Raw genomic sequence first — 24,508 nt, 5'->3', positions numbered from 1 at the left:
GACTCCGGGCTTTGCCCAGGGGCAATAAAGGGTCAGCACACAGTGCTGAGTTGAACGAGGTAGAAGAATGCAAGTTTCTGTAGAGACAACCCAGGGTCTGGAACGCCGTCTTACCATCACCGTACCGGCCGCTACCGTTGACGCCGCCGTGCGCAAAGAATTGAACGGCCTGGCCAAAACCCGTCGCATCGACGGTTTCCGTCCTGGCAAGGCTCCGGTTGCCATCATCAAGAAGATGTTCGGCGCCATGGCTCATGCTCGCGTTGCTGACGAAATGATGCAGAGCAACTTCATCAAGGCCATCATCGAAAACAAACTGAGCCCGGCCGGTGCCCCGACCATGGATCCGAAAGAGATCCAGGAAGGTCAGGACTTCGAATTCACCGCGACCTTCGAAGTGTACCCCGAGTTTGAAGTGGCTGGCCTTGAGACCATCAAGGTCGAGAAGCCGGTTGCTACCGTGAAGGATGAAGATCTGGCCAACATGATCGACACCCTGCGCAAGCAGCACGCTACCTGGAGTGAAGTGGACGCCGCCGCTGCCGATGGCATGCGTGTGACCATGGACTTCGTCGGTTCCATCGACGGTGAAGAGTTCGACGGCGGCAAGGCCGAAGGCTTCAACCTGGTACTGGGTGCCGGTCGCATGATCCCGGGCTTCGAAGACGCCATCATGGGCAAGAAAGCAGGCGACGAGTTCACCATCGACGTGACCTTCCCGGCTGACTACCACGCTGAAAACCTGAAAGGCAAAGCTGCCAAGTTCGCTTCCAAGCTGAACAAGGTTGAAGAGCAGATCCTGCCTGAGCTGACCGAAGAGTTCGTCAAGCGTTTCGGCATCGAGAGCGGCAACGTTGAAGAGCTGAAAGCCGAAGTGCGCAAGAACATGGAGCGCGAACTGGCTCAAGCCCTGAAAAACAGCGTGAAAGAGCAGGTGCTGAACGGTCTGGTTGAAGCCAACCAGATCGATCTGCCGAAGGCTGCCGTTGCTCAGGAAATCGATGCCCTGCGTCAGCAGGCTCTGCAGCGTTTCGGCGGCTTCCAGGGCGGCAACGCTCCTGAACTGCCGGCCGAGCTGTTCCAGGGTCAGGCCGAGCGTCGCGTACGCGTAGGTCTGCTGCTGGGCGACGTGATCCGTACCAACGAGATCAAGGCTGATGAAGCGCGCGTCAACAGCATCATCGAATCCATGGCCACTGCCTACGAAGATCCGAAGGAAGTGATCGAGTACTACCAGAAGAACGAACAGATGCTGAACGGCGTTCGCAACCTGGCAGTTGAAGATCAAGCCATCGACCTGATCCTGTCCAAGGCCCAGGTGACCGAGAAGGAAGTTGCATTTGACGAAGTGATCAACAAGTCCGGTGCCGCTGCCTAAGAACATTTGACTTAAGGTCAAGACTGTTAAGTATAATGGCTCGTGTGATCTCCACTCGGGCCATTTTATTTTAGGGACAATGCCTTATGTACAAGAACTATAACGATGTGACTGAATCCCCACGCAATGCGCTCATCCCGATGGTGGTAGAGCAAACCGCGAAAGGGGAGCGTTCCTACGACATCTATTCTCGTCTGCTGAAGGAGCGGGTGATCTTCCTGACCGGTCAGGTTGAAGATCACATGGCGAATCTGGTGGTGGCTCAGCTGCTGTTCCTGGAATCTGAAAATCCGGATCAGGACATCAGCATCTACATCAACTCTCCGGGTGGGGCCGTCACGGCCGGTATGTCCATTTATGACACCATGCAGTTCATCAAGCCGGACGTCAGCACGGTGTGCATGGGGCAGGCCTGCTCCATGGGTGCCTTCCTGCTGGCCGGTGGTGCCAAGGGCAAGCGTTTCTGCCTGCCCAATGCCCGCGTGATGATCCACCAGCCGCTGGGCGGTTTCCAGGGCCAGGCATCTGATATCCAGATCCATGCCCAGGAGATCCTGAAGATCAAGAATACCCTGAACGAGCGTCTGGCCTTCCATACTGGTCAGGACATGGCCACCATCGAGCGTGACACCGACCGTGACAACTTCATGTCGGCCGAGCAGGCCGTGGCCTATGGTCTGGTTGACGGTGTCCTGAGCCGCCGCGGCTGAGCCACGAGCTAGCCCGAACCATCGTCGAGGGCATCATCTGGTTTGATGATGCCCTCAATCGGCAGATCAGGCATGGGCAGGGTGTTCCGGACTGTTGTAAACTCAACAGGACAATCCATCCTCTATTGATAAAACGAGGTTGCTGAATGACAGAAAAACGCAAGGGTGAGGGTGATAAGCTGCTCTACTGCTCTTTTTGCGGCAAAAGCCAGCATGAAGTGCGCAAGCTGATCGCTGGCCCTTCCGTCTACATATGTGATGAGTGTGTCGAGCTGTGCAACGACATCATCCGCGAAGAGATCCGCGAGATCTCGCCCAAGCGCGATGGTAGCGAGCTGCCGACCCCTCATGAAATCCGCGCTCATCTGGATGACTATGTGATCGGGCAGGAGTACGCCAAGAAGGTGCTGGCGGTAGCCGTCTACAACCACTACAAGCGGCTGCGCAGCGGCAGCGAGTCCGGTGGTGTGGAGCTGGGCAAATCCAACATCCTGCTGATCGGTCCGACCGGCAGCGGCAAGACCCTGCTGGCTGAAACCCTGGCGCGCCTGCTGGACGTTCCCTTCACCATGGCCGACGCCACCACCCTGACCGAAGCCGGTTATGTGGGCGAGGACGTGGAGAACATCATCCAGAAGCTGCTGCAAAAGTGCGACTACGACGTAGAGAAGGCCCAGCGTGGCATCGTCTACATCGACGAGATCGACAAGATCTCCCGCAAGTCGGACAACCCCTCCATCACCCGCGACGTGTCCGGGGAAGGGGTGCAGCAGGCCCTGCTCAAGCTGATCGAAGGAACCATCGCTTCCGTGCCGCCGCAAGGTGGTCGCAAGCACCCGCAGCAGGAGTTCTTGCAGGTTGATACCTCCAAGATCCTGTTCATCTGCGGTGGCGCCTTTGCCGGTCTGGACAAGGTGATCGAGCAGCGCTCCGTCAAGGGCACCGGCATCGGCTTTGGTGCCGAGGTCAAGTCCAAGAGCGCCAAGGCGACCTTGAGCGAGAGCTTTGCCAAGGTGGAGCCGGAAGATCTGATCAAGTACGGTTTGATCCCCGAGTTCATCGGCCGTCTGCCGGTGGTGGCGACCCTGACCGAACTGGACGAGGCTGCCCTCATCCAGATCCTGAAAGAGCCGAAGAACGCGCTGACCAAGCAGTATGCCGCGCTGTTCGATCTGGAAGGGGTGGAGCTGGAGTTCCGTGACGACGCGTTGAACGCCATCGCCCGCAAGGCGATGGAGCGTAAAACCGGCGCCCGCGGCCTGCGTTCCATCGTGGAAGCCGTGTTGCTCGATACCATGTATGACCTGCCGTCGCTGGACGGTGTCAGCAAGGTGGTGATCGACGAAACCGTGATCAAGGGGGACTCCGCTCCCTTGATGATCTACGAAAATCCCGAGACCCAGGCCGCCGCATCAGAGTAAATGTCTGATTTTTAATCAAATGAAAGGGGCTTTTTGCCCCTTTCATGCTTTTTGCGGTTTCGGCGATTGAATCTCATCTAAGCGCCCCCATATACTCAGCCAAGCGCTTTGCCAACGGTATAACAAGCCGAGAGGACATATATGAACCTAGAGCGTTCAGAACGCATCGAGATTCCCGTCCTGCCTCTTCGTGACGTGGTGGTTTACCCCCACATGGTCATTCCACTCTTTGTGGGGCGGGAAAAATCCATTCGCTGTCTGGAAGCGGCCATGGAGCAGGACAAGAAAGTTCTGCTGGTGGCCCAGAAGGATGCGTCAACCGATGAGCCGACGGTGGAAGAGATCTTCTCCGTCGGGACAGTGGCCAATATTCTACAGATGCTCAAGCTGCCCGATGGCACCGTCAAGGTGCTGGTGGAAGGGGGCCAGCGTGCCCGTCTTGAGCGGATGATCGACGACCGGGACTTCTTCGTTGGCGAGGCGCAGTACATCGCCTCCAAGGCGATTGAAGAGAAGGACCAGGATGTGCTGGTGCGCTCCGCCATCGGTCAGTTCGAAGGCTATATCAAGCTCAACAAGAAGATCCCACCCGAGGTGCTCACCTCGATTTCGGCGATCGACGATGCGGCGCGCCTGGCCGATACCATGGCCGCTCACATGCCGCTCAAGCTCGAAGACAAGCAGAAGGTGCTGGAAATCGCCTCCGTGTCCGAGCGCATCGAGTTTCTGATGGCCATGATGGAGTCGGAGATTGACCTGCTGCAGGTCGAGAAACGCATCCGCTCCCGGGTCAAGAAGCAGATGGAGAAGAGCCAGCGCGAGTACTATCTCAACGAGCAGATGAAGGCCATCCAGAAAGAGCTGGGTGAGCTGGAAGACAGTCCGGATGAGTTCGAAGCCCTCAATCGCAAGATTGAAGAGGCCGGCATGCCGGAAGATGCCCGTGAGAAGGCGCAGGCCGAGCTCGCCAAGCTGAAGATGATGTCGCCCATGTCGGCCGAGGCCACCGTGGTGCGCAGCTACGTCGACTGGATGGTGCAGGTGCCGTGGAAGGCGCGCTCCAAGGTCAAGAAAGACCTGGGCAAGGCGCAAGAGGTGCTGGATGCCGATCATTATGGCCTGGAGAAGGTCAAAGATCGCATTCTCGAGTATCTGGCGGTGCAGGCGCGCGTCAACAAGCTCAAGGGTCCGATCCTCTGTCTGGTAGGGCCTCCCGGGGTGGGCAAGACCTCGCTAGGTCAGTCCATCGCCAAGGCCACCGGTCGCAAATATGTGCGCATGGCGCTCGGTGGGGTGCGTGACGAAGCGGAGATCCGCGGTCACCGCCGTACCTATATCGGTTCCATGCCTGGCAAGCTCATCCAGAAGATGGCAAAAGTCGGGGTGAAGAACCCGCTGTTCCTGCTCGATGAAATCGACAAGATGAGCTCGGACATGCGTGGTGATCCCGCCTCAGCCCTGCTGGAAGTGCTGGATCCCGAACAGAACAACAGCTTCAACGATCACTATCTGGAAGTGGATTATGACCTGTCGGACGTAATGTTCGTGGCCACCTCCAACTCCATGAACATCCCGGGTCCGCTGCTGGACCGGATGGAAGTGATCCGCCTCTCCGGTTACACCGAAGATGAGAAGCTCAACATCGCCAAGCAGCATCTGGTCTCCAAGCAGATCCAGCGCAACGGCCTGAAAGAGTCCGAGATCACCATCGAGGATTCCGCTCTGGTCGGGGTGATCCGCTACTACACCCGCGAGGCGGGGGTACGTAGCCTGGAGCGCGAGATCTCCAAGATTTGTCGCAAGGCGGTCAAGCGTATCCTGCTGGACAAGAGCATCAAGCATGTTCAGGTCAATCAGGCCAACCTCAAGGAGTTCCTCGGGGTGCAGCGCTTTGACTACGGCAAGGCCACCGACCAGAACCAGGTGGGTCAGGTGTGTGGTCTGGCGTGGACCGAAGTGGGGGGCGATCTGCTCACCATCGAGACCACCAACATGCCGGGCAAGGGCAAGCTCACCTACACAGGTTCCCTGGGTGACGTGATGCAGGAGTCCATCCAGGCTGCCATGACGGTAGTTCGGGCCCGTGCCGAGAAGCTGCGCATCAATGCCGACTTCTACGAGAAGCGCGATATCCACGTGCACGTACCGGAAGGGGCGACCCCGAAAGACGGTCCGAGCGCCGGTATCGCCATGTGTACCGCCCTGGTCTCCAGCTTGACCGGTAATCCGGTTCGTGCTGATGTGGCCATGACGGGGGAGATCACCCTGCGCGGCGAAGTGCTGCCGATTGGCGGCCTCAAAGAGAAGCTGCTGGCCGCCCATCGCGGTGGCATCAAGCGGGTGCTGATCCCGAAAGAGAACGAGCGTGACCTCGAGGAGATCCCGGACAACGTCAAACAAGACCTTGAAATCTATCCGGTTCGCTGGATTGACGAGGTGCTGGAACTGGCGTTGCAGGACAATCCGCAAGGGTTTGAGCGCGTTTCTGTCGTATAAATGTTGATGCGCCGCAAATTTGGCGCATTCGGGGGGTGGTTAAGGCTTGCATGCGCCGGATAACGGAAGTAGCCTTGACCACCGATCGGGTACTCATGATGAGTCGCAATGCGTGATGTGGCGCGGGTTTGCGCTAGATTGTCACTTGCAACTGATCAGGAGGCTTGCTATAAAACCTCCACTTGTTGTGGCCAGGGAAATCGGCGCCGCAGCGATGTTCGATAAAAGGGGAATATAAGAGTGAATAAATCTCAACTGATTGACAAGATTGCAGACGGTGCTGATATCTCCAAAGCCGCTGCTGGCCGTGCGCTGGATGCTTTCATTGACGCCGTGGGTGAAGCCCTGAAAGAGGGTGACCAGGTTGCTCTGGTAGGTTTCGGTACTTTCGCCGTGCGCGAGCGTGCTGCCCGTTCTGGCCGTAACCCGCAAACTGGCGCGACCATCGAAATCGCCGCTGGTAAAGTTCCTGCCTTCAAAGCCGGTAAGGCCCTGAAAGACGCTGTCAACTAAGCCGGGCGCTGATATCACATCGGCCACCGTCCTTGGTCACAGACCAGACAAGTGAGAGGGCTCTCCCTCATACTGATTGACCAAGGCGCATCGCAATCGGTGCGCCTTTTCATTATTTACGCCCATCGAGTTCGGGAGCATAAGTACAAACATGATGTTGGATAAACTACGCGAAGGGGCGCAGGGCAAGGTAGCCAAGGTTATCTTGGGCCTGATCATCCTCTCCTTTGCCTTGGCCGGTGTAGGTAGCTACCTCAACGGCCCGGCTCGTACCGCCCCCGCCACCGTCAACGGCAATGACATCAGCTCCGCTGCGCTGGAAAATGCCTATCGCAACGAGCGGGCCCGCATGGAATCCCAAATGGGGGAGTCTTTCAGCCAGTTGGCCGCCAATCCTGACTACATGAAGCAGTTCCGCCGTGGCGTGCTGGACCGTCTGATCGATCAGGCCCTGTTCGACAGCAAGGCCCGTGAACTGGGTCTGCGCGTCAGCGATGAGCAGATCAAGCAGGCCATCGTCGCCATGCCCGAGTTTGCCGAAGATGGCAAGTTCAACAACGATCGCTATCTGCAGCTGATCCGCCGTGCCGGCATGACCCCGGAGATGTTCCGTGACTCCTTGCGCCAGGACATGGTTCGCCAGCAACTGATGGGCGCCCTGCTGGGCACCGAATTTGCACTCAAGGGTGAAGCCGAGCAACTGGATAAGCTCTACAACCAGACTCGCGATCTGCGTCTGGTGCGCCTGGCCGCATCTGCCTACCTAGGGGACGTGAAAGTCTCCGATGAAGAGGTGGAGCAGTACTACAAGGCCAACAGCAGCCACTTCATGAATGACGAGCAGGTCAAGGTTGACTACCTGCTGCTGGACGCTGCCACCCTTGGCAAAGACGTCAAGGTGAGCGAGCAGGATGCCCAGGATTACTACGATCAGCACCAGGATCTGTTCCAGCGTGCCGAGCGTCGTCATGTGGCTCATATCCTGATCCCGTTCGGCAAGGACGAGAAAGCCGCCGAGCAGAAGGCCGAGGCCGTGCTGGCCAAAGCCAAGGCCGGTGACGATTTCGCCGCGCTGGCCAAGGCCGACTCTTCCGATACCTTCTCCGCCAAAAAAGGCGGTGAGCTGGATTGGTTCGAGAAAGGGGTGATGGATCCGGCGTTTGAGAAGGCCGCGTTTGCACTGACCAAGGCCGGCGATCTCTCCACCGTGGTGAAGAGCCCGTTCGGTTTCCACGTCATCAAGCTGCTGGGGGTTGAACCGGCCCAGACCAAGCCGTTTGCCGATGTGAAAGCAGAGACCATCAGCCGTCTGCAGGCAGACAAGGCCAAGGAGCTGTTCTTTGCCGAGCAGCAGAAGATGGCCGACAGCAGCTTCGAGAACCCGGATTCACTGGACTTGACCGCCGACACCATGGGTCTGAAGGTGCAGTCCACCGGTTACTTCAGCCAGGCTGATGCACCGGCACCGCTCAACGATCCCAAGGCACTCTCCGCCGCCTTCTCCGAGCAGCTGCGCGATGACAACACCAACTCCGACGTGATCGAGCTGGCGGATGGCAAGGCGCTGGTCATGCACATCACCGGTCACCAGCCGAAAGCGGCCAAACCGCTGGCGGAGATCAAGGAGCAGGTGATTGCAGCCATCAAGCACGACAAGGCCAGTGAAGTGGCCCGTGGCAAGGCGCAGGGTCTGCTGGACAAGCTCAAGGCTGGCGAGAATATCCAGGCCGAGCTGACCGCGCTGGGTCTGAAGGTGGAGAATCATGACGGGGTAGCCCGCTTCGCTCAGGATCTGGATCAGAACCTGGTGGCGCAAGCCTTCCGCATGCCTCATCCGATCGACGGCAAGCCTAGCGTCGAGCTGGTGACCGAAGCCAATGGCGACCGCGTGGTGGTGGCCCTGGACAAGGTGACTGTCGCCAAGGAGCCGTCTGGCATGGCCAAGCTGCTGCAAGGCCAGCTGGGTCAGGGCAAGGCTCAGGTGAGCTACAAGTCTCTCATCGACGAGCTGCGCAAGTCTGCCAAGATCGAGTACTTCACCGACGTGGAAGCCACGGTCGAATAAATCGAACCGACTTCAATCGATGTGAAAACGGCCCCTTGATGGGGCCGTTTCTTTTTCTGCAAGGCGCTGTTCGGTCTCCTTTCTGGCGGGATGACAATCCAGTCCTGGCAGGGGGAAGGGGATATGACGCACGGGATGATCCGCATCGTTCGGCAGATATCACTGGCATAAAAAAACCGGCACTCAGGTGCCGGTTTTCATTGACGGGATGTGCGGGCAGGAGGGGGTTACACCACACCCTGGGTGCGCAGGTAATCCTCGTAGGTGCCACCGAAGTCGCGGATGCCATCTTCAGTCAGCTCCAGGATGCGGGTCGCCAGGGAGGAGACGAACTCACGGTCGTGGGAGACGAAGATCAGGGTGCCCTTGTACATCTCCAGCGCCAGGTTCAAGGATTCGATGGATTCCATGTCCAGGTGGTTGGTCGGCTCATCCATGATCAGGATGTTGGGGCGCTGCATCATCAGCTTGCCGAACAGCATGCGGCCCTGCTCACCACCGGACAGCACCTTGACCGGCTTCTTGATGTCGTCCTGGGAGAACAGCAGACGGCCCAGTACGGAGCGTACCGCCTGTTCGTCTTCGTTCTCCTGTTTCCACTGGGCCATCCAGTCGAACACGTTGAGATCGGTGTCGAAGTCTTCGGCGTGATCCTGGGCGTAGTAACCGATCTGGGCGTTTTCGGACCACTTGATGGTACCGGTGTCCGGTGCCAGCGCGCCCACCAGGGTTTTGATCAGGGTGGATTTACCGATACCGTTGGTACCCAGAATGGCGACCTTCTCGCCCACTTCCAGCATCATGTTGAGGCCCTTGAACAGCGGAGCCTCGCCATAGCCTTTGGATACGCCTTCGATCTCCAGGATGTTGCGGTAGAGCTTCTTCTCCTGCTCGAAGCGGATGAAGGGGTTTTGCCGGCTGGAGACCTTCACTTCCTCAATCTTGATCTTGTCGATCTGTTTGAGGCGGGAGGTGGCCTGGCTGGACTTGGAGGCGTTGGCGCTGAAACGCGAGACGAAGGATTGCAGATCGGCGATCTGGGCCTTCTTCTTGGCGTTGTCGGCCAGCAGGCGCTCACGGGCCTGGGTGGCGGCCGTCATGTACTCGTCGTAGTTGCCCGGGTAGACGCGCAGCTCGCCGTAGTCCAGATCCGCCATGTGGGTGCAGACGGAGTTCAGGAAGTGACGGTCGTGAGAGATGATGATCATGGTGCTCTCGCGATCGTTGAGCACCTGTTCCAGCCAGCGAATGGTGTTGATGTCCAGGTTGTTGGTCGGTTCGTCCAAGAGCAGGATGTCGGGGTTGGAGAACAGCGCCTGTGCCAGCAGCACCCGCAGTTTCCAGCCCGGGGCCACTTCGCTCATCGGGCCGTTGTGCTGCTCGATGGGAATGCCGGCACCCAGCAGCAGCTCGCCTGCGCGGGATTCGGCGGTATAGCCGTCATACTCGGCGACCAGGCCTTCCAGCTCGGCGGCCTTCATGTAGTCGTCGTCGGTCGCTTCCAGGTTGGCGTAGATGGCATCGCGCTCGGCGATGGCGGCCCACAGCTCGGTGTGACCCATCATGACCACGTCCAGTACGCGCATCTCTTCGTAGGCGAACTGATCTTGACGCAGCTTACCGATACGTTCGTTGACGTCCAGGCTCACATTACCGCCAGTGGGCTCCAGATCGCCGCCGAGGATCTTCATAAAGGTGGACTTGCCACAGCCGTTGGCACCGATAAGGCCGTAGCGGTTGCCGCCGCCAAACTTGACGCTGATGTTCTCAAACAGCGGCTTGGCGCCGAACTGCATGGTGATGTTATTGCTTGAAAGCACTGGAATGTCCCGGTTGATCTGTCAAATGGCGCGCATTATGGCACAGATCCCCCGAAAGTTTTAGCAAGAACTGTGATCCGGGCCTATTGCAGGGGGGATACAGAGGGTGGTGCTGTGTGCTCGCGTACCCTGGCGGCCATGGACGCGTTGATCGGATTGCAACGGGCGCTGACCACTGCCTGTCGGCATGAAAAAAGCCGGCCCGGGGGCCGGCTTGCAACCGTCAATCGAAGGTTCAGTGGGCGCTGGCGCTGGCTGCCCCCAGTCCGGTCTGGGAGCGAACGAACTGCGGGAAGAACTTGGCGTGCTCGTCGAGCGCATTTTGTGACTTGTCGGTGACCGAGAACAGCCAGATCCCGACGAAGGCCACCGCCATGGAGAAGAGGGCAGGGTACTCGTAGGGGAAGATGGCCTGGGCATGGCCCAGCACCTTCACCCACACGGTCGGGCCCAGGATCATCAGGCTGACCGCGCTCACCAGCCCCAGCCAGCCGCCGTAGACGGCGCCGCGGGTGGTCAGGCGAGACCAGAACATGGAGAGGAACAGCACCGGGAAGTTACAGCTGGCGGCGATGGAGAAGGCGAGCCCCACCATGAAGGCGATGTTCTGCTTCTCGAACAGGATGCCGAGACCAATGGCGACCACTCCCAGCACCACAGTGGTGTACTTGGAGACGCGCAGCTCGTCGGCTTCGTTGGCCTTGCCCTTCTTGATGACGCTGGCATAGAGATCGTGGGACACCGCCGAGGCACCGGCCAGGGTCAGCCCGGCCACCACCGCCAGGATGGTGGCAAACGCCACGGCGGAGATGAAGCCGAGGAACAGGCTGCCGCCCACCGCATCGGCCAGGTGGATGGCGGCCATGTTGGTGCCGCCCAGCAGGGCGCCGGTGGCGTCCTTGAAGTCCGGGTTGGTGCTGACCAGCAGGATGGCGCCAAAGCCGATGATGAAGGTCAGGATGTAGAAGTAACCGATAAAGCCGGTGGCATAGAACACGCTCTTGCGCGCTTCCTTGGCGTCACTCACGGTGAAGAAGCGCATCAGGATGTGGGGCAGGCCGGCAGTACCGAACATCAGGGCCAGACCCAGCGAGATGGCGGAGATGGGATCGGCGACCAGACCGCCCGGGCTCATGATGGCGATGCCCTTCTCGTGCACTTTGACCGCTTCACTGAACAGGGTGCCGATGTCGAAGTTGACCGACTTCATCACCATGATGGCCATGAAGCTGGCACCGGAGAGCAGCATCACCGCCTTGATGATCTGCACCCAGGTGGTGGCCAGCATGCCGCCGAACAGCACGTAGAGCACCATCAGAATGCCGACCAGCACCACGGCCACATGGTATTGCAGGCCGAACAGCAGCTCGATCAGCTTGCCGGCGCCCACCATCTGGGCGATCAGGTAGAGGGCGACCACCACCAGCGAGCCGCTGGCGGAGAGGGTGCGCACCTCGGTCTGCTTGAGGCGGTAGGAGGCCACGTCGGCAAAGGTGTACTTGCCGAGGTTGCGCAGCCGCTCCGCGATCAGGAACAGGATGATGGGCCAGCCCACCAGAAAGCCGATGGAGTAGATGAGGCCATCGTAGCCGGAGGTGTAGACCAGGGCGGAGATGCCGAGGAAAGAGGCGGCGGACATGTAGTCACCGGCGATGGCCAGACCGTTCTGGAAGCCGGTGATGCGCCCGCCGGCCGCATAGTAGTCGGAGGCCGAACGGTTGCGCTTGGAGGCCCAGTAGGTGATGAACAGGGTGGCCGCCACGAAGATCACGAACATCACGATGGCCGAGATATTGAGCGGTTGGCGATGCACCTCGCCGGTCAGCGCATCGGCTGCCAACAGGGGGAAGGAGGCCAGCGTGGCCAGCAACAGCAGAGACTTGCCTTTCATGATTGGGCTCCCTTGAGGATCTTCTGGTTCAGTTCGTCAAACTCGCCGTTGGCCCGAAACACATAGATGCCGGTCAACACGAAGGAGGAAACTATGAGGCCGACTCCGACCGGGATGCCGCGGGTAATGGTGGACCCTTCGCTCAAGGGGGTGCCCAGCCAGCCGGGAGCGAAGGCGATGAGCATGATGAAGGCCAGATAGAGCCCCAGCATCAGGATGGAGAGGGACCAGGCAAAGCGCTGGCGCTTGGCGACCAGCTCCTGGAAGTTGGGATCTTGCTGGATCCGAAGATACGGTTGCTGTTCCATTGCAGTGCTCCATGACATTGAGTGTCGGCGGTGAATGAAGGGAGGTCCCTACCGAGCAGCAGGGCTGCTCATGTAAGCAAAATGTGAATCAAATGTTATTTGTGGACAATTAGACTTTGGGATAAGCCAGTGACCCGCCCCGGGTGAGGCGCAAGAAGATGAGGGCGGCAGTGATGGCGTCACTCAGGGCGTCGTGGGCGGGCAGGGCCGGCAGGCCCAGGTGGCTGCTGATGGTGGCCAGATGCAGATCGATGGCGGCATCGGGATAGCGGCGATAGAGGTGATCGTGGTAGAGCCGGCTCACCTCTATCCCGCGCTGCGCCAGGGTCAGCCCCCAGCATCGCTGGCAGGCGAGATTGAGGATCCGCAGGTCGTAGGAGATGTGATACCCCACCAGTTCGCGCGGGCCGATAAAGGTGAGCAGCAGGCGCAGCGCGGCCTCCAGCGTCATGCCCTGTTGCAGATCCTGATGGCGTAGACCGTGGATCACCACCGAATGTTCGCTCAGGCTGGCCGGCGCTTGCACCCGGATGGACAGTGCCTCGCCGGTCAGCACCCGGTTGCCCTGGATGCGCACCGCGCCGATGGCGACGATCTCGGCCTGGGCGGGATCCAGGCTGGTGGTCTCGAAGTCGAGGGCCACCCACTCGTCGGCGGGTGGATCGGCATAGAGCGGGGTAAACGCCGGATCTTGAACGCGGCGACCATGCCAATGGCGGCGCAGGCGGCTCAACATGGCTACTGCCTCAGACGAAAGTGCAAGGTGAGCCACTGCTGGAACTTCTTCACCTGATGCAGCGCCTGGCGCAGCAGATCCCGCTCGCCGTGGCTGAGGTCATTGACTTGTACCCGGCTCTCCCCCTCCTTGAGCTGGCTGCGCAGCCGCAAGCGGACGAACAACCGGAACGCCTCTGCCAGATTGTCGCCAAAACCGGTACTGAGCCGCCCAGCCGTCACCAGCGCTTCGATCCGTGCCAGGGTAGAGGTCTCCAGAATGGCGGCTTCCAGCGCCAGCATGCGAATGCCGTGTACCAGCGGGAAGAGGCCGCCACGTTTCAGATCCAGCCCCTCCGGTGCCCGCTCCAGACGGCCAAACAGGGTGAGCGGCGCATGAAACGCCACCGCCGGTCGCACCATCTCCGCCAGCAGATCTCGCCGCTCGGCCAGCTGCTCGCGCAACTTGCGGGCGAGAGGGGGAAGCAGGGCACGATCGCCAGCGATGGGGTGGGCGTCGGCCAGGGTGGCGAGCCAGAGCAAGTCTGCTTCACTGGCCTCGACGCAGGCCCGCTCGATCTCCTGCTGCCAGAGCGCCAGGGGCTTGACCCAGGCCGGATTGTTGACCATCACCCGGCCGGGGCAGGGCGGGTAACCGAGCCGGGCCAGCAGATCGCTGAAGGCGGCCAGGTCGGCCTGCTGGGTCGGCCAGTGCAGGTCGGCGGGCAGGATCAGGGCATTGTCCTGATCGGTTTTGAGGATCTGCTCGCCGCGCCCCTCCGAGCCCAGCATCAGCAGGCAGACCTTCTCCTGCACTGCGGGCGGGATCACCAGTGCAAAGGCCTTGGCGATCAGCTGCTCGTTGATGGTGGCGATGAGCTTCATCAAAAAGGCGGTATGGATCCCCTGGCCGAACAGGGAGCGGGTCAGCTGTTGCTGTTCCCGGGCCACTGCCTCCAGCGCCGGCAGGGTGTCGGCGCGGGCGATGCGCAGGGTCAGCACATGGGAGTGGGTGGAGAAGAGGCCGAGCACCTGGGTCAGGTGCAGGATCCCCGCGACGGCCTGCCCCTGCCAGACCACCAGCCGCTTGATGCGATGACGGGTCATCAGCAGCAGGGCGTCGAACAGATAGCTGTCCAGTGGCAGGCCGATGAGCGGGGTCGGATCCAGCACCGCCAGCGGCGTCGTCAGCGGCAGTCCCTTGAGCGTCAGGGCGTGCAGCAGGGTCTTGCGGGTCGCCAGACTCAGGCTGCCATCCGTGGCCGGGTAGAGCAGGCAGTCGGTGCCCTTGGCCACCATGGCTTCGGTGGCGGCCAAGAGCGACAGGCGGCTGTCGACGATGAGTGCCGGCTGCAGATGGCCGGGCTCGATGCGGGTCAGGATGAACTCCGCCAGATTCTTCTGCCCCAGCTGGGCGCGCTGCTCCTGCTGCTGTTGCCGCTGTGCCAGGCTGGCGGTGAAGTAGCGGGCGAAGGCGGGGTTGCCCTCGCACAGCTCGATGAAGGTGGCTCTGGGGATCAGCTGGCAGAGCAGATCTTCCAGCGCACTGAACTGGTGGCGGCAGTGGCCGTCGAACTGGGCGCGCACATCGAACAGGTCCCCCTCGCCATAGTCGCCAAACTGATGATGGGGGCTCGACTCCTCCACCGCCCCCTTAAGGACGAGATAGAGGCCAGGGGGGGCATCGCCTGCCTTGAGCACTGGCTGGCCGGCGCGAAAGTAGCAGATGGAGAGGTGCTGCTCGAGCCGTTGACGTTCCTCTTCGGTCAGGCAGTCAAACGGCGGGCGGGCAAAGTTGAACAGACTGGTCATGGCAATCCTTGGCCGGTGGGTCAAGCCAGTCTGACAAAGCAGCGCCTGGCCAGCCAGCCGACTTTAGTCGCACGCGCCGCAGCAGTGGGAAACCGGGCTCCTCGCTGTACCTGGCGATAACACTCTGATAACGTGGTGGTATGACCAGTACGAACTCAGGAGAGGACAGGGGAAAATGGAAAAACCAAGGGTCAAATGCGAGATCCGGGACGGCATCGCCGAGGTGATGCTGGCGCGGGGCGACAAGCTCAATGCGCTGGACAGGGCCATGTTCAGCGCCATCGACGGGGTACTCGAGCAGCTGCGCCAGCACAAGGGGTTGCGGGCGGTGATCCTGCACGGGGAGGGGCGGGCCTTTTGTGCCGGGCTGGATGTGAAATCCATGCTCAAGCAGCCGGTGGCGGCGCTCGAGATTTTAAAACGCGAGGCCGATGAAGCCACCAACCTGGCCCAGCGGGTGGCTTATGGCTGGCATCAGTTGCCGGTGCCGGTGATCGCCGTGACCCAGGGGGTCTGCTTTGGCGGCGGGTTGCAGATTGCGCTCGGCGCCGACTTTCGGTTCAGCACCCCCGATTGCCGCTTCTCGGTGATGGAGATCAAGTGGGGCATCATCCCCGACATGAGTGGCAGCGTCACCATGCGCAACCTGATGGGAGTGGATACCGCCATGGAGCTGGCCATGAGCGGACGCGAGCTGCCGGCGCCGGAGGCCAAGTCCCTCGGGCTGGTGAGCCGGGTCTGCGACGATCCGCTGGCCCAGGCGCGGGAGTTCGCGAGAACCCTCATCACCAAGTCGCCGGACGCGCTGGCGGGGATCAAGCAGCTCTACAACCAGGCCTGGGCCCGCAGCGACGAGGCGATGCTCAAAGAAGAGACCCGGCTGCAAAAGCAGATCCTGGGACGCCCCAACCAGTGGCGCGCCACCCTCAACAGCCTGTTTCGCTGGCGTCTGCCGTTCGGGCCGCGCCGCAATGCGCTCTGACAGGCAGGGATAAACAAGAAATGGTATCGATCTGGTGCCAAGGCCATTGAGGGCCCCCAGCATCTGGTCGAACCGTTCTGGTTTCATTTCCTTATCCTCGGGTTGGGCTCATCGGTGACGCCGAGGCCCAGCAGGTAGGTGCGCTCCAGATCGGCGAATTGCTCGATCGGCTCGATGGAGCAGAACTGATACAGGCCGCTCTGGTTGTAGTAAATGAGATCCCGATTCGGGCAGAGGATGGCGAACAGCTTCTACTTGCCACCGGCCTCTTCGGTCTTGAGCGCTTGCACGGGATGCCGTCGCAGGACCAGCGATTGTGATTGGGCCAGATGACGGCGGTGTAATCGGTCGTATCGCAGGCCTCAGTGTTTGCTGTGGCAAGACAGGCTGTTGATTTGGATAGCAAAGGGGGCTATGCGGGTTTATTGCAAAGTGTGTGGCCAGCGGGCCGCATTACCAAGACCAACCGACTGAGCGATGATGTCTCGGATCTCTACTGTCAGTGCACCGACGCCGAGTGTGGCCACAGCTGGGTGGCCACCTTGTCGTTCGCCCACACCCTAAGCCCCTCGGCCAAGACTACGAACCAGCTGGTGCTGAGCTTGATGGGGTCGCTCACGCCAGAGGGGCGGCAGTTGGTTCTGAAAGGACTGGGGGCGCAATAGCGCCCCCAGTCCTTTTTCTTATCTCGAATGATAGAAAACAGCTAAACTAGCCTACAGATTGCCCGACGGCACCCACTTCCATCATTTTTTCGCCTTCTACGTGTGCTGAGCTACTTGGCTGAATGTTTTCAGCACCCAAACAGGTGATTTATCGTTTTAGATTCGAGCAGCGCTCAATTAATGCTTCATCTATGTCAACGATTCCATAATTGTTTGCGAGCCAAATTCTTACAAATCTTTGGCGTTTTTCAGGAGTTAAAGAATTATATTTTATGTAAAAAGAATTACTTTTTTCTTTGTTATCTATTTCGTCTTGTACTAAACGTAGACAAAGAACATCTATATCTATGGCTTTTATAACGGCAGAATCAACTTGCTCTACAAAATGGTGAGCCGCATTAATCAGTGATGCGGCTTCTTTGAAGGTTAAGCCATCACCTTTTTCTGCTTTGTCAGCAAGGTTGTCAATGATTAAACCTCTGTAGCATTCAGCTATTTTATCTTTGTTATCTATTAATGTTTTTCTCGTCTCTACACGAAGAGTATTCTCTGCTAACACATGAATGACATTATTTCGCCAAGTAATTAGAATATCTAGGAGGGCGAATAAGCATGGTTCTACCTGATAATGTGAAGCAACGGCTATGACTTTCTTTTGAACAGACCTGTTGGCTGCATCTAATTCTGACTCTAGTCGTGTATTACTAAGATAATTAGGTTTGCGATATAGAAGCGAAATATACATGTCTATCGCATCTACGGCTGAACCAAGAATTGATTGAAGGGCAAATATTTTAGTTCGTTGTATAGATGATTTTTTGTTTTTTGGATTCCATGCAGCGTGTAGTTCTGGTGGGGCAGAAGTGATGTTACTGGAGTCGAGATGATGCAATCCAACTAACGCCGTGACTAAGTAGTGATTTGCTTGACCAAAATAAGATTTAAAACGGGTTCGTGCGGGAGTTTGTTTCATTTTTTGGAGCACCAGGCAAGACTCGAACTTGCGTCTTTCCATTTAAAGAGGATCAATAAAAGACCCTTGTGAAGTGGAACATCTTTCCATAAGACGACAGGCGCTAGTATTTCTGTCAAAACTTATCTTTCTTGGAGAATATACTAAAAAGCACAACATTGTCGATAGGTTCTGTGGATATTTTTTTGAATGAAAAATAACCTGCCTGTTGTGGTTAAACTAAGGCTTTGATTTAAAAAATAATCTTATATCATGGTTTGGCGTTTGGTTCAAGTTTATGGGGGCTGCATACGTTTGCATAAAAAATATGGCAGGGCCGAGCGGTCACAAGGCTATCGTTTCAGTACGGTTAATAGTTTAGATAAGAGGTGCCGTACATGTCGAAAAAGGGGTCGTGTCACATTATACGTAGCCGTAGTTGCTCCCATCATCATCTCGGATGAGCGCAATCAACTAGTTAACTCAACCAGAAATTTACTTGGTAGATAAATTTTGGCTGACTGAGATGAATGTTGTTTGATACAATGCCAGCTCCAAAAGAGGCTCTTCTCGCAGCTTATTTAATGGTTGTTCTCTCTTACTCTTGGTTTTAAGGAGCTACGTTGGAACTAAAACGTCATGCGGTATCCATCTGGTTTAGATTAAATGTAGGGTAGGTAGGAAATTGTATTTTAATAATTTTATTTAGATGGAAACATAATAAAAAGTTATGTTGTTGTGCGTACTGAAATATTATAACTATTTTGAAGTTGTTATGAGGTTAAAATGGTTGATAAACGTTATTCCTCTGAACGTCCTCGCATCAATGCTGAACTAGAGCGGGAAGTGAAGACTCGAGCTGGCCATCGTTGTGAGGTAAGAAATTGCAATGAGCATACATATTTAGAAATGCATCATATAGATCAAAATCGTGAAAATAATAAAATAGAGAATTTAATTTTGTTGTGCCGGAAGCATCATGCTATGGCACATGCCGACAAAATTGATAGGAAGTCACTGAAAATATATATTTCAGGCTCTACATCTTTTTCTGTGCCAGTGAACACTCTTGACATGCGTGCATATGAAATAATTTCTCAAGAATTCTTGAAGAGAAATCTTTTTAATAATTTGCGTAGCAATGAATTTACAGGGCTGCTGTCAAATGAGTTTATTGATTCAATCCATGATGTTATACACATATGGAATGACCCATTCTCAAGTTTCAATGATCTTACACTAAATGAAATTAGTCTTCGACTAAAGGATGCGTGCTGGAATTTGTCAAGAGCTATTTCGAAGGAGACGTACCGCGGTAGGTATGGTGGTGATCACTTTGAAATCCCAAAAGAATATGATGAAGACCGTTATTATAACGTTGTCTCGGTACTCACAGCAGCAGCAAAAAGCGTGTGCGATGAATATACGCGATTGCTTAGAGCTGCTGCGGTTGCAGGAATTGATTGCTAATATTTTGGTGTTTATAAATTCACTCCCTCCTCAACTTGCTGCAGGTAAGACATCATCTGGTTAAGTGCAGGTTTGTTTGGTGGCGCCCGAGTTGGCACGTTCGGTTGGGCTATCCGGCTCTACACAGAAGGGCTGCAGGCTGCAGGTGACGACATTGCGAATTGTGCCACTCTGTTCGATAACCACTGGGTGAGTCCTTCCGCAACACGGTGCTAACCCACTGGTCGGCCATCAACGGAATGCACCTATACCGTGGGGCGGTTGGTTTTGGTCTGATACGGAGTCGGCTCCTCGGGCGCGATGGCCGGCAGGGTCAGTTGCGTGGGGCGAGGTGGTGCGGCGCAGGATGGTGCAGGCCACGTGCTGCTGTTTGCCCTTAAGCAGCTCCAACCATTGGTTGATTTCTTTGGCTGGCCAGCGCTGCTGCAGGATGCAGGTTATTATCCAGGCTGCGGTATTCCTCGCAGCTTACGCTTTGTTTGTTGTTCATACCCACCCCTCGCTGCAGTCGCTCTGTTATTGCATCCACTCTGGGGTGTCCAGTACCTCCAGCACCCGCCACATTTCTGACTGATAGGGCTCCGGCAGCATCTCGATCCAGTGGTGCGCCCCAGCGTGGCCTTGCGCCTGGTAAACCTTGCCGCACAGTTCAACCAGCATCGGCCAGTCCTGATCCTCTTCAGGTACCGCGTATTCATCTGGCTGGTCCTGCTCGGCAGGCTGATCGGCCCTTTCCTGTTGCCACTCCTGCATCAGCCTTGCCTCGTCATCGCTAGGGCGACCGTGGCGGCTGGATTGCAGTTGGTCATTCTCTAGCCAGAGGGTGAAACCGTCCGCCGTGACGCTGGCGCCTGAGTGCAGACGCCCGATAGAGAAGGGCGATAACCCCCACTGCTCTGCCATCAACTGATCCGCGAAAGCCGCTGGATTCGGCCGCGTACAGTTATTGTCAGAGCTCCAAGGTGCCGGGCGGTCGCCCGTCTGAACCCCAACCCCCCTCGCTGCAGCCTCGGCGGCTTTCCTGGCTTCATGGGTGCCGGCGGGCACAATTTCCCACCCTTGCAGGCGGGTCTTGATGCCCAGGCGAGCGGAGGTAATGCCCATCAGGCGCTTGATATCTTCGCCATGGCTGTTGGCCTGCTCCTCGATGAGGTGGGCCAGCTTGATGGGGTGTTTGGCACGGGGCGCCAGTGCGCCGCCCATGGCGTGCAGGTAGCAGCGAAAAATGCCGTTATCAGCGGCAAAGCGGGCCGCCTCAAAGCGCGGGTCTTGCAGCACTGGCTTGGGCGGGCCAACCAGATCGGCATGCTTTTGGCGTTGCTGATGCGGCGCAGCCGCGCCATACCCCGACTGAGGCCCCCGAACTGTTGGAAGGTGCGAATGCCCCACCAACTGGCCCAAGCCACGGCATGGGTTGAGCATAATATATTGATTTAAATTATTTTTATTTATTTTGAAAAAATAAAAATGGCAGCCGAGGCTGCCATTTTTGTTGGGGAGTGGTGCGCGATCAGGAGATCTTGCGATCCTGGTCCGGTTCGAAGGGGTGACCGGATTTCTCCTGCTCCAGGTTGTCTTCGGAGCGGTGGCCGGCCCAGTAGTCGGCGTTCTTGATGCCGAGTTTCTCCGGGTGGAACACCGGATCCAGCCCCTTGGCTTGTTGCGCTTCATAGTCGCGCAGGCAGGCAAAGGCGGTCTTTTGCAGCAGCAGGATGGCGATGATGTTGAGCCAGGCCATCAGCCCGACGCCGATGTCACCCATGCCCCAGGCGAGCTCGGCGGTTTTCACTGTGCCATAGACGGTGGAGGCCATCAGGGTCAATTTCAGTACGAAGGTCAGCCAGGGACGGTTCACCTTGCGGTTGATGTAGGCGATGTTGGTCTCGGCGATGTAGTAGTAGGCGACGATGGTGGTGAACGCGAAGAAGAACAGCGCGATGGCCACGAACATGCTGCCAAAGCCAGGCATCATGCTCTCCATGGCGGTCTGCACGTAGCCCGGGCCCGCTGCCACGCCAGCAATGCCGGTGTAGAGGGCGGCACCATCCGGACCCTGCACGTTGTAGAGGCCGGTGATGAGCAGCATAAAGCCGGTGGCGGAGCAGACGAACAGGGTGTCGATGTAGACCGAGAACGCTTGCACCAGGCCCTGTTTGGCCGGGTGACTTACTGCGGCGGCGGAGGAGGCGTGCGGCCCGGTACCCTGACCCGCTTCGTTGGAGTAGACCCCGCGCTTGACCCCCCACATGATGGCCAGACCCAGAATGGCGCCGAAGCCGGCATCAAAGCCGAAGGCACTCTTCCAGATCAGCAGGATCACGCCGGGCAGGGCGTGGATGTTGAGGGCGATGATGACGCAGGCGACGATGATGTAACCGAGCGCCATGAAGGGCACCACGGTACTGGCGAAGTTGGCGATGCGCTTGACGCCGCCGAAGATGATGAAGCCGAGCAGCAGCGCCAGACCGGCGGCAGTGACGTTCGGATCGATATCAAACGCGGTTTGCAGGCTGGCGCCGATGGAGTTGGCCTGCACCCCCGGCAGCAATACGCCGCAGGCAAAGATGGTGGCGATGGCGAACGTCCAGGCGTACCACTTCATGCCGAGCCCTTTCTCAATGTAGAAGGCCGGGCCGCCGCGGTATTCGCCGTTGATCTTCTCCTTGTAGACCTGGCCCAGGGTGGACTCCACGAAGGCGGAGCTGGAGCCGAGGAAGGCCACCATCCACATCCAGAACATGGCACCCGGGCCGCCAAAGGTGATGGCGGTGGCGACCCCGGCGATGTTGCCGGTACCCACCCGGCCGGCCAGGGTCATGGCCAGCGCCTGGAAGGAGGAGACCCCCGCATCCGTGCTCTTGCCATCAAACATCAGCCGGATCATCTCCTTGATGTGACGCAGTTGCAGGAAGCGGCTGCGCAGGGAGAAGTAGAGGCCTACCCCCAGACACAGATAGATGAGCGCCGGGCTCCAAATAACACCATTGATGGCATTGACGATCTCATTCATGTACAACAACTCCTTTGTTGTGCTGTCTTGTTGGCGGGGTCTGTGCCCCGCTCCCTCAAATAGGTGGTGACCCTGGGGTCACTCGTTATGGTGTGGGACGGGTCGGTGGATGTTTCCACTGGCCAGTCCGCGGGTTTTAACATATCGATTTGTGTTGGGGCTTCCCAGCGAAATATGTTGTTATCTTGTTAATTTGTGAATTGACATTAACAAATGGCCGGTGCAACTGGACAGAATGCGGTGCCGGCCCGGTATCATCTCCTCTTTCGTCGGTGCTCTGCGGCGGGAGAGGGAGAGCAAAATCAAGGCCAAGGATGAAGATGGAGCAAGAAATCGCGATGATCCGCCCGGCGTGTGCCGAGGATACGGCCGCCATGGCCGACCTGTTTGGCCAGCTGGGTTACCCGGTCAGCTCGCAGATGCTGGGCGAGCGCTGGCTGGCGCAAGATCCGGCCCGCGAGGTGCTGGTGGCCTGCCTGGGGGACGCGATAGCGGGCGTGCTGGTGTGGCACTGGCTGAGCCCGCTGCACGTTGCACCAGCGTGGGGCCTGATCTCGGCGCTGGTTGTCGATGAGGGTGCAAGGGGACGCGGCGTCGGCACCGCCCTGCTGGTGGCGGCAGAGGAGCGGGCACGAGCGCAGGGTTGCTGCCAGCTGGAGCTTTCCAGCAGCCTCAAGCGGGAGGGGGCCCATCGCTTCTATCTGGCGCAGGGGTATGTCGAGCGTCCGAAACGGTTTGTGAAAACAGTCTGATCAGCAAGAGGAGTCTGCGTGTTCTGGTCCCGCTTACGAAGTGTGTTTGGTGGTGCGTCCCGGCAAGATGACAATGGGCCTGGCGCGCTGGAGTGGCAGCAGGCCCTGGCCGCGGTGCCCATTTTGCAGGGCTTTTCCCGGGAGGAGGAGCAGACCCTGATCGGGTTGGCGCAGCAGCTGCTGGCCCGCAAGACCCTGACCCAGCTCGGGGTGTCACTCACTCCCCGTCAGCAGGCGGTGCTGGCGTTGCAGGCGGCGCTGCCCATTCTGCACCTGGGGCTCGACTGGTATCGGGGCTTTCACGAGATCATCCTGATCCCCGAGCCGGTGGTGCGCCGACAACAGGTGCAGGACGAGTTCGGGCTGGTGAGCGAGGTTGAAGAGGAGAATGCCGGCGAATCCTGGCCGCAGGGGCCGCTGGTGCTGGCCTGGAGCGAGCTGCAGCAGGACGGGGACTGGGACGGCTTCAATCTGGTGATCCACGAGCTGACCCACAAGCTCGACATGCTGGGAGGGGAGGCCGACGGGGCGCCGCCGCTGCCGGCGGGCATGGAGCCACGCCAGTGGAGCGGTGCGCTGCAGGCGGCATTCGATGCCATGCAGGGGCAGCTGGAGCGTCACGAGCCTACTGCCATCGATCCTTACGCCGCCTCGCACCCGGCTGAATTTTTTGCGGTGTGCAGCGAGTGCTTTTTCACCGATCCGCTGCGCCTGCGCGACACCTATCCGGCGGTGTACCAGCAGTTCACCCGCTTCTTCGACCAGCAACCGGCCGCGCGTTTTCCGGCCACCCGGCTGCTGGCGGGGGAGCCCGAGTATCACGGCTAGCCGGGCGATCCTGGCAAATCGCGCCCAACAAAAAGGCACCCCGCGGGGTGCCTTTTTCGTGACAGCTGTGTCGGCCGGGTGCTTAGGCAGCGGCTTTGAGCTGAACGGCGGCGGCTTTCTTGTGATCGCCGATCGGCATCACGGTACGGCCGAACTGCTCGTTGATCACGGTGGCCATGGCCAGGTAGATGGCGCTGGCGCCACAGATGATGCCTTCGAAACCGGCGATGGTGCCGATCAGGGTGCTGCCGGTGAAGTCACGGGCAGCCAGCAGGAAGAACAGCACGGTCAGGGAGGCGAACACGAACTGCTTCACGCGCGGGTAGTTGACGGTCCCGATCAGCATGAACAGGGTGAACATGCCCCACATCAGCAGGTACCAGCCCATGTAGGCGTGCGGGGTGGCTTCGGCCAGACCCATGGTCGGCATCACCAGCAGGAACACCAGGCTCCACCAGAAGGTGCCGTAGGAGATGAAGGCAGTCACACCGAAGGTGTTGCCGCGCTTGTACTCCATGATACCGGCGATGATCTGGGCCAGACCGCCATAGCACAGGCCCATGGCCAGGATCATGGCGCTGATGGGGAAGAAACCTGCGTTATGGATGTTCAGCAGAATGGTGGTCATACCGAAACCCATCAGACCCAGAGGGGCAGGGTTGGCCAATTTTTCGCTCACGTGGCGTTCTCCAAAAATAGAGGTGGGGGTTGATAAAAGACG

General features: G+C 58.4%; 19 protein-coding genes, 1 tRNA gene and 2 pseudogenes. 11 read left to right on the top strand and 11 right to left on the bottom strand.

All coding sequences use genetic code 11. From position 1 onward, the window contains the following. Nucleotides 1-67 precede the first annotated feature (67 nt). From tig to ppiD, 6 genes are all read left to right on the top strand, one after another. Nucleotides 68-1,378, top strand: a complete 1,311-nt coding sequence (gene tig, locus OKC44_RS10535; RefSeq protein ID WP_016350912.1) for a trigger factor — start codon at nt 68-70, stop codon at nt 1,376-1,378. A gap of 86 nt (nt 1,379-1,464) precedes the next feature. Next, the gene (clpP, locus tag OKC44_RS10530) at nt 1,465-2,088 is read left to right on the top strand and encodes an ATP-dependent Clp endopeptidase proteolytic subunit ClpP (RefSeq protein WP_005301526.1); all 624 of its coding nucleotides are present in this window, start codon (nt 1,465-1,467) and stop codon (nt 2,086-2,088) included. Between the two features lie 146 nt (nt 2,089-2,234). Further along, complete coding sequence (gene clpX, locus OKC44_RS10525; RefSeq protein WP_005301524.1) at nt 2,235-3,509, top strand: ATP-dependent protease ATP-binding subunit ClpX; 1,275 nt, start codon at nt 2,235-2,237, stop codon at nt 3,507-3,509. Nucleotides 3,510-3,650: 141 nt separating this feature from the next. Continuing rightward, the gene (gene lon, locus OKC44_RS10520) at nt 3,651-6,005 is read left to right on the top strand and encodes an endopeptidase La (RefSeq protein ID WP_011705882.1); all 2,355 of its coding nucleotides are present in this window, start codon (nt 3,651-3,653) and stop codon (nt 6,003-6,005) included. A 240-nt stretch (nt 6,006-6,245) separates the two neighbouring features. Next, nucleotides 6,246-6,518 carry a nucleoid-associated protein HU-beta gene (gene hupB, locus OKC44_RS10515; protein WP_005315375.1) on the top strand — a complete coding sequence of 91 codons (273 nt, stop codon included), beginning with the start codon at nt 6,246-6,248 and terminating at the stop codon, nt 6,516-6,518. A 151-nt stretch (nt 6,519-6,669) separates the two neighbouring features. Continuing rightward, nucleotides 6,670-8,583, top strand: coding sequence for a peptidylprolyl isomerase (ppiD, locus tag OKC44_RS10510; protein ID WP_270812700.1), 1,914 nt, complete (start codon nt 6,670-6,672; stop codon nt 8,581-8,583). Between the two features lie 227 nt (nt 8,584-8,810). Here the strand turns inward: ppiD and OKC44_RS10505 are convergent, their stop codons facing one another. The 5 genes from OKC44_RS10505 to OKC44_RS10485 all read right to left on the bottom strand — a co-directional run bounded on the left by OKC44_RS10505 (nt 8,811) and on the right by OKC44_RS10485 (nt 15,128). After that, nucleotides 8,811-10,403: an ABC-F family ATPase gene (locus OKC44_RS10505; RefSeq protein WP_011705884.1), complete on the bottom strand. Its 1,593-nt coding sequence runs from the start codon at nt 10,401-10,403 to the stop codon at nt 8,811-8,813. A gap of 235 nt (nt 10,404-10,638) precedes the next feature. Next, nucleotides 10,639-12,294 (bottom strand): cation acetate symporter, encoded by a 1,656-nt coding sequence (locus tag OKC44_RS10500; protein WP_270812699.1) that lies wholly within the window; start codon nt 12,292-12,294, stop codon nt 10,639-10,641. Further along, a complete protein-coding gene (locus tag OKC44_RS10495; RefSeq protein ID WP_073350521.1) occupies nt 12,291-12,602 on the bottom strand; it encodes a DUF485 domain-containing protein in 312 nt (103 codons plus the stop codon). Before OKC44_RS10495 ends, OKC44_RS10500 begins: the two co-directional genes overlap by 4 nt. A 109-nt stretch (nt 12,603-12,711) precedes the next feature. Next, nucleotides 12,712-13,338: a 3'-5' exonuclease gene (locus OKC44_RS10490; RefSeq protein WP_270812698.1), complete on the bottom strand. Its 627-nt coding sequence runs from the start codon at nt 13,336-13,338 to the stop codon at nt 12,712-12,714. A 2-nt stretch (nt 13,339-13,340) separates the two neighbouring features. Beyond that, nucleotides 13,341-15,128 carry a putative nucleotidyltransferase substrate binding domain-containing protein gene (locus tag OKC44_RS10485; protein ID WP_270812697.1) on the bottom strand — a complete coding sequence of 596 codons (1,788 nt, stop codon included), beginning with the start codon at nt 15,126-15,128 and terminating at the stop codon, nt 13,341-13,343. A 175-nt stretch (nt 15,129-15,303) separates the two neighbouring features. Here OKC44_RS10485 and OKC44_RS10480 point away from each other — a divergent pair, with 175 nt between their 5' ends. After that, complete coding sequence (locus OKC44_RS10480; RefSeq protein WP_017779666.1) at nt 15,304-16,110, top strand: crotonase/enoyl-CoA hydratase family protein; 807 nt, start codon at nt 15,304-15,306, stop codon at nt 16,108-16,110. An 83-nt stretch (nt 16,111-16,193) separates the two neighbouring features. Here OKC44_RS10480 and OKC44_RS22155 read toward each other — a convergent pair whose 3' ends face one another. After that, the gene (locus OKC44_RS22155) at nt 16,194-16,304 is read right to left on the bottom strand and encodes a hypothetical protein (RefSeq protein ID WP_333563248.1); all 111 of its coding nucleotides are present in this window, start codon (nt 16,302-16,304) and stop codon (nt 16,194-16,196) included. 220 nt (nt 16,305-16,524) lie between these two features. Here OKC44_RS22155 and OKC44_RS10470 point away from each other — a divergent pair. Continuing rightward, nucleotides 16,525-16,775, top strand: a pseudogene (locus OKC44_RS10470) (ogr/Delta-like zinc finger family protein). A gap of 148 nt (nt 16,776-16,923) precedes the next feature. Here OKC44_RS10470 and OKC44_RS10465 read toward each other — a convergent pair. Together OKC44_RS10465 and OKC44_RS10460 are read right to left on the bottom strand one after the other, a co-directional pair. Then, nucleotides 16,924-17,748 (bottom strand): hypothetical protein, encoded by an 825-nt coding sequence (locus OKC44_RS10465; RefSeq protein ID WP_270812693.1) that lies wholly within the window; start codon nt 17,746-17,748, stop codon nt 16,924-16,926. A 4-nt stretch (nt 17,749-17,752) separates the two neighbouring features. Further along, nucleotides 17,753-17,852 (bottom strand) — tRNA-OTHER (locus tag OKC44_RS10460). 661 nt (nt 17,853-18,513) lie between these two features. Here OKC44_RS10460 and OKC44_RS10455 point away from each other — a divergent pair. Beyond that, the gene (locus OKC44_RS10455; RefSeq protein ID WP_270812691.1) at nt 18,514-19,197 is read left to right on the top strand and encodes an HNH endonuclease signature motif containing protein; all 684 of its coding nucleotides are present in this window, start codon (nt 18,514-18,516) and stop codon (nt 19,195-19,197) included. Nucleotides 19,198-19,713: 516 nt separating this feature from the next. On the opposite strand, the pseudogene OKC44_RS10445 reads toward OKC44_RS10455, so the two are convergent. Next, nucleotides 19,714-20,609 (bottom strand): annotated as a pseudogene (locus OKC44_RS10445) (replication endonuclease); the annotation flags it as partial. Between the two features lie 98 nt (nt 20,610-20,707). Beyond that, entirely contained in the window at nt 20,708-22,207 is a 1,500-nt protein-coding gene (locus OKC44_RS10440; RefSeq protein WP_011705934.1) for an alanine/glycine:cation symporter family protein, read from the bottom strand. Between the two features lie 314 nt (nt 22,208-22,521). Here OKC44_RS10440 and OKC44_RS10435 point away from each other — a divergent pair, with 314 nt between their 5' ends. Beyond that, nucleotides 22,522-22,959: a GNAT family N-acetyltransferase gene (locus tag OKC44_RS10435; RefSeq protein WP_270812688.1), complete on the top strand. Its 438-nt coding sequence runs from the start codon at nt 22,522-22,524 to the stop codon at nt 22,957-22,959. 18 nt (nt 22,960-22,977) lie between these two features. Further along, the gene (locus tag OKC44_RS10430; protein ID WP_270812686.1) at nt 22,978-23,787 is read left to right on the top strand and encodes a zinc-dependent peptidase; all 810 of its coding nucleotides are present in this window, start codon (nt 22,978-22,980) and stop codon (nt 23,785-23,787) included. A gap of 82 nt (nt 23,788-23,869) precedes the next feature. Here the strand turns inward: OKC44_RS10430 and OKC44_RS10425 are convergent, their stop codons facing one another. After that, the gene (locus OKC44_RS10425; protein ID WP_011705937.1) at nt 23,870-24,466 is read right to left on the bottom strand and encodes an acetate uptake transporter; all 597 of its coding nucleotides are present in this window, start codon (nt 24,464-24,466) and stop codon (nt 23,870-23,872) included. Nucleotides 24,467-24,508: the final 42 nt, after the last annotated feature.

It is taken from the genome of Aeromonas sp. S41-2 (assembly GCF_027705845.1).
GTDB classification, from domain to species: Bacteria; Pseudomonadota; Gammaproteobacteria; order Enterobacterales; family Aeromonadaceae; genus Aeromonas; species Aeromonas hydrophila.
The sequence above is the reverse complement of the archived record's forward strand: the minus strand, read 5'-3'. Positions and strand labels throughout refer to the sequence as shown.